The organism is Pedobacter sp. 22226, assembly GCF_052045455.1.
In the GTDB taxonomy this organism is placed as follows: domain Bacteria; phylum Bacteroidota; class Bacteroidia; order Sphingobacteriales; family Sphingobacteriaceae; genus Pedobacter; species Pedobacter jeongneungensis.
Map to the genome: position 1 here is coordinate 239,653 of NZ_JBQEPB010000005.1, position 12,276 is coordinate 251,928.

Genomic DNA, 12,276 nt, shown 5'->3' on the forward strand with positions numbered 1-12,276 from the left:
AGAAATGCTAGCCGTTTTTTTGTTTAAATGTAAAAAAGAAATGGGGATTCCACTATTGCAGAATCCCCATCATCTAAATTAACGCTCTCATATACATAAACGCTGTAAATCGGATTTATTGCGTTAGCCGTAATTTTTTTCTTTGTCCGTACAAAACAGTTCAATCACCGCTTGCCCTCATTTCGACATAGACCGACCTAATATTAGTGTCGTTATTGCTGAGGAGGAACAAAAGCCATTCTCGAAATGACGATTTATCTCAGGTAGACATACCACCTGTAAAAAGAAATGGGGATTCCACTATTGCAGAATCCCCATCATCTAAATTAACGCTCTCATATACATAAACGCTATAAACAGGATTTATTGCTTTAGCAGTAATTTTTTTTCATTTTTTGGGATCTTACCATTAAAACCTATTTTTACCTTATGGCTACGATAGATAAAACCCAACAAGATGCTGAGAAAATGGCAGCTGCCCTTGCTGCAGTAAAATTTGTAAAAGATGGTGATGTTGTAGGCCTTGGCACAGGATCTACCACTACTTTTGCCATTAAAGAACTCGGTAAACGCGTAAAAGAAGGATTGAAAATCACCGCTGCGGCGAGTTCTATCCGTACAGAAGAACTTGCAAAATCTTTGGGCATCGAAATCCTGGACCTGGGCAGTTTAAGTTCAATTGATATCAGTATTGATGGGGCTGATGAATTTACCGAAACGCTCGATCTGATTAAAGGCGGAGGTGGTGCGCTATTCAGGGAAAAAATTATTGCCTCATTAAGTAAAAACGCCATCATTATTACCGATGCCTCTAAAAAAGTAAAAAAACTCGGGGCTTTTACCGTCCCAATTGAAGTAATTCCTTTGGCTTATCAGTATGTTTTCGATCAGATTACCAAACTTGGCGGAAAAGGAAAATTAAGATCGGTAGAAAATAAATCATTTATTACCGACAACGGAAACCTGATCATTGATGCCGATTTCGGTCTTATTAATGATCCTGCAAAACTATCTTCAGACCTCAACCAAATTAACGGATTACTGGCCCATGGCTTATTTATTAACCTCACTTCAAAGGTTGTTATGAGTGAAGGAAAGGATATTATCGTTTTTGAATAAATAGTTTAATGGTTTATTAGTTATTTATTCATTAGTCATTAGTTCATTTGTCATTAGTGATGTCCGTCATTGAGAACCGAAGCGGTGGAAGATGTGGGGCAGGGTGAAGCAATCTTTCATGCAATTCACTAGCTCATTGATCATAGGTTAATCCTCGCCAAACACTTAATTTTTTCTTTTGGTTAATCGGTTAATTGTGGAAATTGGTTAACTGTCGCCAACCGCCTACTCATTTCGTCCGTCATTGCGAACCGAAGCGGTGGAAGATGTGGGGCAGTGTGAAGCAATCTTTTAGTTTATTGGCCCATTAGTTAATCCTCGCCAAACACTTAATTTTTCTTTTGGTTAATCGGTTAATTGTGGAAATTGGTTAACTGTCGCCAACCGCCTACTCATTTCGTCCGTCATTGCGAACCGAAGCGGTGGGTATGTGGGGCCGTGTGAAGCAATCTTTCTTCTAATCGTTTAGTCGACTCCGGACTTCAGACTGCCGACTCCGGACTATTCAATAATTTCACCGATAAATTTCTCCTCCTTCAAATTCTCCAAAAATTTTTACCGACAATTTTATTTCACTCACCGATAAAACATCGCAACTAAGGGAAAAGCCATTCTCCGGTCTGTATTTCTGTGCTACATTTGAATCATAAAACAAACAGTCATGGAAACTTTAATCAACAAAAATCGCGCAGATAAACAATTAGGTTTAGGCATTTTAATCTTAGTAATCGGTTCAGTATTCTTACTTAGAAACACCGGAGTAGATGTTCCACATTGGATATTGAGTTGGCACACCATTATGCTGGGCGCAGGTTTGTGGATGGGTTACCGCAAAAACTTTCAGGGAAGCGGCTGGTTGGCATTAACCATAATTGGAGGTTTATTCACCTTTAAAGCCATAAATATTTTTGATTTCGATCTGTTCAGGGTAAGCATTCCAATGGTATTAATCGGCTTAGGTTTATACGTGATCTTAAAACCTAAAAAAGTTCAAAACTTTGATCAGTATTTCGAAAAGAAACCTATCGATTTTACAAAGAAAGAAAGCTAAAATTCTTAACTCCATCATATATCTAAAAAAGGAACATTTTTTTAATAATGTCCCTTTTTTGTGCGTACTGGCGTAGGGTATTGAGCATGGAGCTCCGTATGCCTTCAGGCCTTGAGCCATGCACTTTGCACGCTGCCCCATGCTAAAAAAGAAACGGGGATTCCACCCTTAGGCAGTATCCCCGTCATCTAAATTAACGCTCTCACATACATAAACGCTGTAAATAGAATATATTGTGTGGACCTTAAATTTTTTTTTATTTTTTTTGCTAAACCTGTAAAACAGGTGCTGCCTTATGGTATTTGTTGCGGTATTCAATCGGGGTTAAACCCGTTATTTTTTTAAAAACATCCCTGAATGATTTGGTATCGGTATAACCCACATCAAACATCACTTCGGTAATGTTTTTCCTGCTCGATTCGAAACTGCGCTTTGCTGCTTCAATTTTAACCCTCTGGATATATTCTATTACGGTATTTTTAGTAGCGCTTTTAAACCGCCGCTCAAAACTCCTTCTGCCCAAAGCAAGCATATCTGCCAGCTGATCTACCGTAATCCGCTCCTGGTAATTTCCATCGATAAATTCCTGCGCTTTTTTAATTTTTGCATCTTCATGTCCTTTCTGTCCCTGAAACATCATAAATGCAAGCTGACTTTCTCGATCGATATCAATGGCGAAATATTTTGCCGCTAAAATAGCCGTATCACGGTCGGTAAACTTCTCTACCAGGTATAAAAGCAGGTTCCAGTACGAATTTGCCCCACCACTTGAATATAGTCCCTGAGCGTCGGTAATGATGCTGCCATCAACCAATTCCACATCAGGAAACATTTCCCTGAACTGATTGGCAAATAACCAGTGCGTAGAGCATTTTCGGCCGTTTAACAAACCTGTAGCAGCCAATATAAATGCACCTAAACAAAGTGAGGCTACTTCTGCGCCTTTTGCATGTTGTTTTACAATCCATGGAATCAGATCCTCATTGGCCTCCATTGCATAACCTACATTACCACTTATTGCCGGAACGAAAATGAGATCAGTATGTTCTACTTCGTGCAATAATTTGTCGGCATGTACAGAGAAAAGGCTATTGTTCAGTCTTACCTCTTTTGTCATGGCTACAAGCTCAACCTTAAAAAGCGGTAACTTGCCTGATGCCTGTAAAAATTCATTAACAGCGGTAAATAAATAGCGTGGATCTGCTATGGCCTCGATCACGGCAGTCTCTGGAATTAAGATAGATACATGTTTCATATCTCAAATATAGCGAGCCTGTTTGTCGTAAACAACCCCTGCAATTGACGTTTCTGCATGTTTAGCTTTTTGCGATCTCCGCGTATGTTTGTGTTGTTAATGGGCTGATGCCAAAAATGTATAATAGAGAAACCGATTGCTGTAGGGCATCAAAAAAAAGATCAGATGGCTAGTATAAATTCATACCTCACATTTAATGGCAACTGCCGGGAAGCGATGATTTTTTACCGGGATTGCCTCGGTGGAGAACTAACACTCGAAACCATTGGGGAAACTGAATTTGCTGACAGAATGCCTAATGTTATCAAGCGAAGCATTATGCATGCCGTTTTAGCCAAAGATGAACTGGTGATTATGGGGACCGATATGGTAGAAGAACGCGGGCTCATCAAAGGAAACTCAATATCCCTGATGCTCAACTGCAGTTCTGAGGAAGAAGCAAAAGCTTATTATGATAAACTTTCGGCAGGAGGGAAAGCATCACATCCCTTACAGCAAACCTTTTGGGGAACGCTTTTTGGCGATTTAACTGACCGTTTTGGGAATAACTGGTTAATTAATTACGATAAAAACAGATAAAATGAAAAATTTAAAAACCTGGTATTGGATTGCGACCATAATTTTCGCACTGATGATGATAATGGATGGTTTTGGTGGAATAACACAACAGGAAGCTGGTAAAGAAGTGCTCAAACACCTTGGTTATCCGATGTATTTGCTCATCATTGTTGGTATTGCAAAATTATTAGGAGCAATATCAATCTTACAGCATAAATATACCGCCATTAAAGAATGGGCTTACGCAGGTTTTGCCATCAATTTTATTGGCGCTTTTGCTTCCAGGGCTTTCGTTGGCGATGGCATATCGCTATTAATTCCACCCGTTATTGCGCTGGTAATTATGTTTATTCCTTACACATTATGGAAAAAATTAGATGGAAATGTTAAAAATAGTTAAAACTAAATGATTAGTTTTAATAAAGGCTTTTCAGAACCAAATATTGTTAACTTTGGGTATTGTAAACAAGCAAACACAACTGTGGTGCCATCGTGATTTTCAATCCGGATCATGATCGTTTCACCATCCCTAAAAACAATTTATACGAATGAAAAAGAGCCTTTTATTCATAATCGCTTTATTATTTACCACTTCTGCATTTTCTCAAAATGTGATCCAGCTGTTCAACAGCGCAAATGATTTTTTTAAATTATTGCAGGAAGAGAAATTTACCGATGCACATGCATTTTTTGACGATACCTTAAAAACCAAACTACCTGAAGAAAGCTTAAAGAAACTTTGGAGCGATATCGGCAATAAATTCGGTAAAGCAGAATCTTTTGATGCCATTCAGAGTAAAGCAGAGGGGCAATTTTTTGCTGTAACCGTTGAAGGTAAATTTGCCAAAGGAGACCAGAATTTTATTATTGGTTTTAACAAAATTCAAAAGATTGTGGGGATTTTCCTGGCGCCATCAAAAAAAATAACCACCTATTTAAAACCCAGCTATGTTGATACGGCTTTATTTACTGAAAAATCGGTGTATATTGGTCCTCCGGGAAAACAACTGGCAGCCATTATTACGGAACCAAAAAATGTTAAAAACTTCCCGATGGTTGTTTTTGTGCATGGCTCTGGCCCCGGCGATATGGATGCAACCGTTGGTGCCAATAAACCTTTTAAAGATTTAGCCGGCGGACTGGCTTCGAAAGGAATTGGTTCGGTCCGATATGTGAAAAGAACACTTATTTATCCGAATGAATTTACAGGTCCGTTTACGGTAAAAGAAGAGGTTTTGGATGATGAAACTGCTGCTATTGCTGCTGCAAGAACCGCTGTTGGTGCCGATCCTAAAAATATTTATGTATTTGGCCACAGTTTAGGTGGAATGCTGGCCCCCAAAGTGGCAACGCTTTCTCCTGAATTGGCCGGGATTATTTTAGCGGCTGCACCGGCAAGAAAGTTAACGGATATCATCGTTGATCAAAATAAATACATGTTTGAGCAAGCTAACGATACATCTGCCGTGTTTAAACAACAACTGGCCAATGCGATGGCAGAGATTGATAAAAGCAGGATTTCTCAATTGGGAACAACCATAAAACCGGATTCTGTTATTTTGGGGCTGCCTGCAAAATACTGGACCGATTTAAACAGTTACGATCAGGTAGCTGTAGCAAAAACTTTATCAAAACCCAGGATTTACGTTTTACAGGGTGGAAATGATTTTCAGGTAAGCAAAACCGATTTCGATTTGTGGAATGAAGCCCTGGGTAAAAAGAAAAACGTAACTCTTAAATTCTATCCTGAGTTAAACCATTTATTAAGTCCACAAACAGGAAAAGGAACCATGGCGCAATATCAGGCTGCAGCAAGTGTTTCGGATACGCTGGTGAACGATTTAGTGCTTTGGATCAAAGCTAAATAGGCAGATTTCAGATATTATTAAAAGATAGAAGCTCCGGTAAACCGGGGCTTTTTTTGTGCCTTCCTGAAAATTAATAAAAAACAATTCAAAAAATAAGCGGTTTAAATTACAGGATCTCATTTTAACCTATTATTATGGCAACAAGGAATAAAATCACTTTAAAAGGAATTTGGGGAGTATTAAAAGCTTCATTTACTGGTTTTACTGATCATAAAGTAACCAAATTAAGTGGCTCACTTGCTTATTATACCGTGTTTTCAATGGCTCCTTTATTGGTGGTAATTATTTCTTTATGCGGTATATTTTTAGGAAGAGAAATTGCCGAAGGGCAGGTTTATGCCCAGCTGGAAGGTTTTTTAGGAAGAGAATCGGCTACTTCTTTACAACAACTGATCAAAAATGCATATCTGGACGGGAAAAGCACCATCGCACTAATTATCGGTATTTTTACTTTATTGTTAGGTGCGACTACCGTTTTTGGCGATATTCAGGATTCTATCAATACCATTTGGGGTTTAAAACCAAAACCTAAAAGAGGCTGGGTAAAAATGTTGCAAAACCGTTTTCTGTCGTTCTCAGTGATTATAAGCCTTGGTTTTGTTTTATTGGTATCACTTGCTGTAACTTCCGTATTAGACGCTTTTAGCAACCGTTTACAGCTTAGGTTTGCTGAAGTATCAGTTGTTGTATTTTACATCATTAACCAACTGGTTACCCTCGCTGTGATCTCTTTAATATTTGGGGTGATTTTTAAGGTATTGCCTGATGCGATAATTAAATGGCGTGATGTGATTGCCGGTGCAATTGTAACAGCCGTTCTTTTTATGATCGGTAAATTTGCCATTTCTATTTATATCGGACAAAGTAATGTAGGCGGAACTTATGGTGCAACAGGATCGTTAGTGGTGGTACTTTTATGGACGTACTATTCATCTATCATTTTGTATTTTGGCGCAGAGTTTACAAAGGCTTATGCCGTTGCTTTCGGGTCGGAGATTTATCCTTCACATTATGCGGTTACCACCAAAGAAATTGAGGTGGAAACGGATGGGAAATCTATTCAGGATAATCATCCTGAAATTAAGGAAGAAGTGAAAAAAGCTTAAACTTATTCTCCCCAGGCGGTAATGATTAATCTTCTTTGTCCGCCACGGTTTCGGTGTTCGCAAAGGTAAATGCCCTGCCAGGTGCCAAGTGCTAACCTGCCGTTTCTGATTGGAATAGTAACCGAACTGCCTAAAAGTGCCGATTTTAAGTGAGCAGGCATATCGTCTGATCCTTCATAATCATGCTCGTAATCAGGGTCGTTTTCCTTAACGGTTTTATTAAAGAACATTTCAAAATCCATACGCACAGTTGGATCGGCATTTTCATTAATAGTAAGCGAAGCCGAAGTATGCTGGATGAATACCTGGCAGATGCCAATATTAATCTCATCAAGCTGGGGTAGGGCATCCTCAACTTCATCAGTAATGATATGGAAACCCCTTCTTCTTTCTCTAAGTGTTAAAGCTTGCTGGTATATTTTCATTTTAAATTAATTCTCAATGATTTTAATAAAATCTTTTTCGCTAGGTAAAACCGTTAAATATTTACTGGCAAAAATCTGTTCATTGTTTTCAGGGAGTGTATATCTTACAACTGATTCACTTTTATCCTGGCAAAGAATAATCCCAATGGTTTTGTTTTCATCCCCGAGCTTCACTTCTCTGTCAAAATAATTCACATACATCTGCATCTGACCAATATCCTGATGTTTTAATTCTCCGATTTTCAAATCAATAAGCACGAAACATTTTAAAATACGGTTGTAGAAAACCAAATCTATCTTAAAATGTCTTTCTTCAAAAGTTATTCTTTTTTGACGGGCTGCAAAGGTGAAGCCATTGCCAAGTTCCAATAAGAAATGTTCAAGCTTATCAATTAATTTTTGCTCTAAATCACTTTCTGAATAAAAGCTTTGTTCTGGTAAACCTAGAAATTCTAATATATATGGATCTTTTATCAAATCCTTATTATTTTCAATTGTTTGCCCTTGTTGGCCAAGAGATAATATTTCTTCTTTATTTTTACTTAGTGCTAAACGGGTATATAGCGCTGAATCATATTGACGTTGTAGTTCACGTAAACTCCAGTTATTCTTTATTGCCTCTATTTCATAGAAATTACGCTCATTTGCATCTGTTATCCTAATTAATTTAAGATAATGGGACCAGGTAAGTTTGAATTGCGCAGACACTGTCTGCGCAATTGAATAAGTTAGATAAAACTGGCGCATTTGTTCTAAATTTCTTTTCGAAAAACCTTTGCCAAATTCAGTAACTAATTTTTTAGAAAGCTCACTCAAAATTTGTTTGCCATATTCGGCCTTTTCTTTGCCTTTCTGCTCTTCTTCAACAATCATCTTACCAATTTCGAAGTAGGCCATAGCCATTGTATTATTAATGGTTTGTGCAACTTTTTGCCTTGCCTGAGTTAGCAATTCAATAACCTTGTTATATAGATTTTGGTTATTTATTTCCATTTTAAAATATTAAAACCTGCTGCTGAAATGGGATTTTAATTTTCTACTTCAAAAACTCTACATTCCATATTTTTTCTGCTTTCCGGCCAATTAACCAGAAAGAAGCAGCTAACACCGAAAAGAATAAAGCCTTATGCCAGCTATCCCAGAAATATTCGAAATAACGGGTGTATAGGTTGATAAAGAGAAATGTAATACCAAATTCTCTTGCAATATCATCGTGGTATTTTAAACCGAATAAGGTGCTTACAACACAGATTGCTGCCGAAATTAAGGCCCAATAGAACAAACTCAATTGCCTCACCGTGTACCATTCTTCTAAACTGGCAAAATTGCCGAATACCGATAAAGCCCAAAGCGATACAAACAGATAAACCATCCCGGCGATATAGGTAACCTGAAAGAAGTTTTGCGTTTTAGGAATAGCTTTCATAATGAACGATGCTGCGGTTAACGTTGCACCAAAAACCACAAATCGTAAAGGATAGTTCATTCCGAGGAAATAATAGTTCCATCTGCTGAGGTAACCAGTTTCGGTACCAAACCAGGCGCCTAATGAGATTAAAGCAAAAATCCAGATCAACCGGGAGTTAAAAATAAAACCTAAAGCACCATAAATAAATACTGAAACCAGTATCAGAATGGAGAAATTGCCCGAACCATTATCAAAAGCTTTCCCGAAATAAGCAACGGCATTTGCAGTAAGTAGAATCGCTGAAAAAACAATCGCCTCGTTGCTGAATTTTAAATGTGCAAGTTTCTTTTTCCGCCTGAAACCCAGGATATAAAGCCAGGCCGCCAATCCGCCTGATACAATTGCAATTACAATGTTTGGCGTATTATAAACCCTTTTAAGGTAGTTTAAAATTGAATTATCGATTAATAATGAGCCAAGTGCAATAAAACCACAGGCCAGCGCTACCCAAAAAGCATATTGCGCCAGGCGCAACCAATCGAAATTTTTAGCTTCGTAACTTTTACGGAGTTTATTTCCTGTTTCTTCGTTAATGATCCCGTCGCTTTGCCACTGTTCAATCATATCATCAAGAAACTCACTTTTTTCTCTATCGACTTTCATAGGTTAGGTTATGTACGAAGATAGGTTTTTTAGTCATTAGTCAAAAGTCCTCAGTCAATAGTCTATATCGACTAAAAATATGGACTAATGACTCCCGACTAATGACTCCGGGCTACCTAAATCACCTCTTTAATCTTCTTGTTATTCCCTACAATCCAGATCACATCACCATTATCGAAAATAAAATCAGATGACGGATTTAGTATCCGATCTTTGCCCCGCTCAATGCCAACAATTAAAGCCTGTGCTTTTTCGCGGATTCCTGCATTTCTGATGCTTAATCCATACACCGGCGATTCGGCATGAACCACCACTTTTTGTAAGGTCATTTCCTTGTTCGGGAAGTTGTCTTCTTCAGCAATTTCCGGCCTGTCAACTTCTAATAAGACTTTAACAGCCGCCAGTTGATCATCAGCACCAATTACTAATAATTTATCGTTAGGGTAAAGCCTTTCGTCTCTTCCCGGTGTTGGAATGTTATTCCGTCCACGCTCAATTAAAGCGATGTTTACGCCATATTTTTCCCTGATCATCAATTCTGTAAGCGTTTTTCCAACCACTTCCGATTCGGGTGAAACCGTAAGTTCTGTCAAGTGGGTATCCCAGGGTAAAATATCGGGTTTCTGGTTTTCGCGTGCATTTAAATTCAACATGAAACGCCTTTCCAGTTTGTCGTAAAAGGATTGAAGTTTTCTGGAGAAAATCACCATTCCAAGAATAATTAATCCCAGCGCAATTACGGCAGCCACCCAGGTGTCAAAAAACTCATACATCAAAAAACCTACAAAGAAAATCCCCAGGGCAATTCTGAAAAATTCGATCGCTATTAATGGTCCCCGGGTATATTTTTTGTTTAGCCAAAGGTGCGAATAAGCCGTTCTTTGAATCCTCCGAATGGATAAGGCCCATAAAAAAGGCGACATCAATATAAATGAAACTACAACGCTGATGATAATGGAAGTTAAGCTATTGGCAATATTGCTTGCAATAAAGGGCTGCACGTACCGGTAGGCCAAAAAGATAATCGCAATAATAATTACCGAATGGATAATGGTATTAAAGATGTACGATCGCAATAGAATTTTCCAGTCGCTTAGGGTAGTAATCCCTTCGGTACTCGAACTGTACCTTTCGATACCATCCAGCCATTTTTTTGGTAAAACATGATTTAAATACTGATAAAAAGGTTCTGATAATTTAATCAGATATGGTGTGGTAAAGGTGGTAATCGCCGCTGCAGCTACCGCAATAGGGTAAAGAAAATCGCTGGTTACTTTCAATGTTAACCCCAATGAGGCTATAATAAAAGAAAACTCACCAATCTGCGCCAAACTCATGCCCGATTGTACCGAAGTTTTTAGCGGCTGACCAGAAAGTAAAGCCCCTAAAATGGTAAAGAGGATCTTTCCGAAGATAATAACGGTTGTAGCCACTAAAATTGGAACAGCATATTTAACCAGCATAGATGGATCGATCAGCATCCCGACAGAAACGAAAAATACTGCTGCAAATAAATCTTTTACCGATTTGGTTAAATGTTCGATCCTTTCGGCCTGTGTAGTTTCTGCTAAAATAGAACCCATAATAAATGCACCAAGGGCAGGAGAGAAGCCAACTTTATCGGCCAGTAAAACCATTACCAAACATAAGGCTAATGATACCACAAGCATGGTTTCATCATTCATTAATTTCTTTGTGGCTTTAAGAAATGATGGAACAACGAATATTCCGCCCAAAAACCATAATACAAGGAAAAAAGCCAGTTTAAGGATCGAATATAACATTTCTGTACCAGCCGATTGCTGACTAACCGCGAGGGTAGAGAATAGTACCAGGAGGAGGATGGCCACTAAATCTTCAACAATTAGCACTCCAAATACCAAACCTGCAAATTTCTTGTGTTTTAAGCCCAGTTCTTCAAAAGCCTTAATGGTAATCATGGTTGATGAAATGGACAAGATTCCACCTAAAAACAGGCTATCCATATCTTTCCATCCCATGGCTTTCCCCACCAGATAACCCGCCAGAATAATGAATAAAACTTTTACAATGGCAGTAATGGAGGCAGAACCTCCTACTTTAACCAGCTTTTTAAAACTGAATTCTAAACCTAAGCTGAACAAAAGGAAAATAACGCCTATTTCGCCCCAGATGTTAATGCTCTTGGTATCGGTAACGGATGGAAAAAAATCTAAGTGTGAGCCAACCAACAGGCCGGCCAGTATATAGCCCAAAACGAGGGGCTGTTTAATTCGTTTAAATATTAGTGTAGTAATTCCTGCGGCGGCAAGAATTAAGCCTAAATCGGCAATCAAATCAGGTAAATGCATCTATAAAAAATGGGTAATGATGTTAAATAATCTATTTTCGGACACGATGTGCACCCGACATTTATTAAAATTCCAATAAAATGAAATTACTTACCAAAAAACATGTTTTGGATAGAGCATTTTAAACAGGCACCAATAATTATATTTTAATCTTTTGATTATAACTTTGGTATTGACGGTTTTGTTCTTTAAAAAAAGAAACAGCAAAAAAGATAAGAGGATACAGGCGTTTGATACCACTTTTACAACCGGACTGTTAATAAAATCCTTTTGTAAACTTTCATTATCCTGATTAAACCCAAGATTGATGTTTTTCTTACATGAAAAGAAACTGATTTTTGGGTTTTTTAATGCTGCATCATTTCTTTTTTCCTGCGATGCGATGGCCGCAAAATTTATAGAGATAGAAAAAAAGAAGATGATGTAAAAAAGCCTCATTGCCGCTAATATAACGAAAATAAGGCTTTTTTGAAAGATGAATTTGTCATTCTGA

At 38.1% G+C, this 12,276-nt stretch carries 12 protein-coding genes; 6 read left to right on the forward strand and 6 right to left on the reverse strand.

The window, feature by feature from the left end; genetic code table 11:
- Positions 1-429: 429 nt before the first annotated feature.
- Positions 430-1,119 (forward strand): ribose-5-phosphate isomerase RpiA, encoded by a 690-nt coding sequence (rpiA, locus tag ACTJKC_RS13215; protein WP_440792534.1) that lies wholly within the window; start codon positions 430-432, stop codon positions 1,117-1,119.
- Positions 1,120-1,780: 661 nt separating this feature from the next.
- Positions 1,781-2,170 (forward strand): LiaF transmembrane domain-containing protein, encoded by a 390-nt coding sequence (locus ACTJKC_RS13220; RefSeq protein WP_440792536.1) that lies wholly within the window; start codon positions 1,781-1,783, stop codon positions 2,168-2,170.
- Between the two features lie 268 nt (positions 2,171-2,438).
- Here the strand turns inward: ACTJKC_RS13220 and ACTJKC_RS13225 are convergent, their stop codons facing one another.
- Positions 2,439-3,425: a GlxA family transcriptional regulator gene (locus ACTJKC_RS13225; RefSeq protein WP_440792538.1), complete on the reverse strand. Its 987-nt coding sequence runs from the start codon at positions 3,423-3,425 to the stop codon at positions 2,439-2,441.
- A 165-nt stretch (positions 3,426-3,590) separates the two neighbouring features.
- Here ACTJKC_RS13225 and ACTJKC_RS13230 point away from each other — a divergent pair, with 165 nt between their 5' ends.
- The 4 genes from ACTJKC_RS13230 (at position 3,591) to ACTJKC_RS13245 (ending at position 6,957) form a co-directional block, all read left to right on the forward strand.
- Positions 3,591-4,004 carry a VOC family protein gene (locus ACTJKC_RS13230; RefSeq protein WP_440792540.1) on the forward strand — a complete coding sequence of 138 codons (414 nt, stop codon included), beginning with the start codon at positions 3,591-3,593 and terminating at the stop codon, positions 4,002-4,004.
- A gap of 1 nt (position 4,005) precedes the next feature.
- Positions 4,006-4,383, forward strand: coding sequence for a DoxX family protein (locus ACTJKC_RS13235; RefSeq protein WP_440792542.1), 378 nt, complete (start codon positions 4,006-4,008; stop codon positions 4,381-4,383).
- Positions 4,384-4,531: 148 nt separating this feature from the next.
- On the forward strand, positions 4,532-5,851 hold the full coding sequence (locus ACTJKC_RS13240; protein ID WP_440792544.1) for an alpha/beta hydrolase: 1,320 nt from the start codon (positions 4,532-4,534) through the stop codon (positions 5,849-5,851).
- Positions 5,852-5,985: 134 nt separating this feature from the next.
- Positions 5,986-6,957: a YihY/virulence factor BrkB family protein gene (locus tag ACTJKC_RS13245; RefSeq protein WP_440792546.1), complete on the forward strand. Its 972-nt coding sequence runs from the start codon at positions 5,986-5,988 to the stop codon at positions 6,955-6,957.
- 2 nt (positions 6,958-6,959) lie between these two features.
- Here ACTJKC_RS13245 and ACTJKC_RS13250 read toward each other — a convergent pair whose 3' ends face one another.
- The 5 genes from ACTJKC_RS13250 to ACTJKC_RS13270 all read right to left on the reverse strand — a co-directional run bounded on the left by ACTJKC_RS13250 (position 6,960) and on the right by ACTJKC_RS13270 (position 12,221).
- Positions 6,960-7,382, reverse strand: coding sequence for a secondary thiamine-phosphate synthase enzyme YjbQ (locus ACTJKC_RS13250; RefSeq protein ID WP_344852840.1), 423 nt, complete (start codon positions 7,380-7,382; stop codon positions 6,960-6,962).
- A 6-nt stretch (positions 7,383-7,388) separates the two neighbouring features.
- Positions 7,389-8,375, reverse strand: a complete 987-nt coding sequence (locus ACTJKC_RS13255; protein ID WP_440792549.1) for a PDDEXK nuclease domain-containing protein — start codon at positions 8,373-8,375, stop codon at positions 7,389-7,391.
- A gap of 43 nt (positions 8,376-8,418) precedes the next feature.
- On the reverse strand, positions 8,419-9,453 hold the full coding sequence (locus ACTJKC_RS13260; protein WP_344852841.1) for a DUF2157 domain-containing protein: 1,035 nt from the start codon (positions 9,451-9,453) through the stop codon (positions 8,419-8,421).
- Between the two features lie 116 nt (positions 9,454-9,569).
- The gene (locus ACTJKC_RS13265; RefSeq protein ID WP_440792551.1) at positions 9,570-11,783 is read right to left on the reverse strand and encodes a cation:proton antiporter domain-containing protein; all 2,214 of its coding nucleotides are present in this window, start codon (positions 11,781-11,783) and stop codon (positions 9,570-9,572) included.
- 90 nt (positions 11,784-11,873) lie between these two features.
- Positions 11,874-12,221, reverse strand: a complete 348-nt coding sequence (locus ACTJKC_RS13270) for a hypothetical protein (RefSeq protein ID WP_440792553.1) — start codon at positions 12,219-12,221, stop codon at positions 11,874-11,876.
- Positions 12,222-12,276: the final 55 nt, after the last annotated feature.

What these genes read in the sequence shown, in the direction of transcription:
- rpiA (WP_440792534.1), top strand. Translation starts at nt 430, where the DNA reads ATGGCTACGATAGATAAAACCCAACAAGATGCTGAGAAAATGGCAGCT.
- ACTJKC_RS13220 (WP_440792536.1), top strand. Translation starts at nt 1,781, where the DNA reads ATGGAAACTTTAATCAACAAAAATCGCGCAGATAAACAATTAGGTTTA.
- ACTJKC_RS13225 (WP_440792538.1), bottom strand. Translation starts at nt 3,425, where the DNA reads ATGAAACATGTATCTATCTTAATTCCAGAGACTGCCGTGATCGAGGCC.
- ACTJKC_RS13230 (WP_440792540.1), top strand. Translation starts at nt 3,591, where the DNA reads ATGGCTAGTATAAATTCATACCTCACATTTAATGGCAACTGCCGGGAA.
- ACTJKC_RS13235 (WP_440792542.1), top strand. Translation starts at nt 4,006, where the DNA reads ATGAAAAATTTAAAAACCTGGTATTGGATTGCGACCATAATTTTCGCA.
- ACTJKC_RS13240 (WP_440792544.1), top strand. Translation starts at nt 4,532, where the DNA reads ATGAAAAAGAGCCTTTTATTCATAATCGCTTTATTATTTACCACTTCT.
- ACTJKC_RS13245 (WP_440792546.1), top strand. Translation starts at nt 5,986, where the DNA reads ATGGCAACAAGGAATAAAATCACTTTAAAAGGAATTTGGGGAGTATTA.
- ACTJKC_RS13250 (WP_344852840.1), bottom strand. Translation starts at nt 7,382, where the DNA reads ATGAAAATATACCAGCAAGCTTTAACACTTAGAGAAAGAAGAAGGGGT.
- ACTJKC_RS13255 (WP_440792549.1), bottom strand. Translation starts at nt 8,375, where the DNA reads ATGGAAATAAATAACCAAAATCTATATAACAAGGTTATTGAATTGCTA.
- ACTJKC_RS13260 (WP_344852841.1), bottom strand. Translation starts at nt 9,453, where the DNA reads ATGAAAGTCGATAGAGAAAAAAGTGAGTTTCTTGATGATATGATTGAA.
- ACTJKC_RS13265 (WP_440792551.1), bottom strand. Translation starts at nt 11,783, where the DNA reads ATGCATTTACCTGATTTGATTGCCGATTTAGGCTTAATTCTTGCCGCC.
- ACTJKC_RS13270 (WP_440792553.1), bottom strand. Translation starts at nt 12,221, where the DNA reads ATGAGGCTTTTTTACATCATCTTCTTTTTTTCTATCTCTATAAATTTT.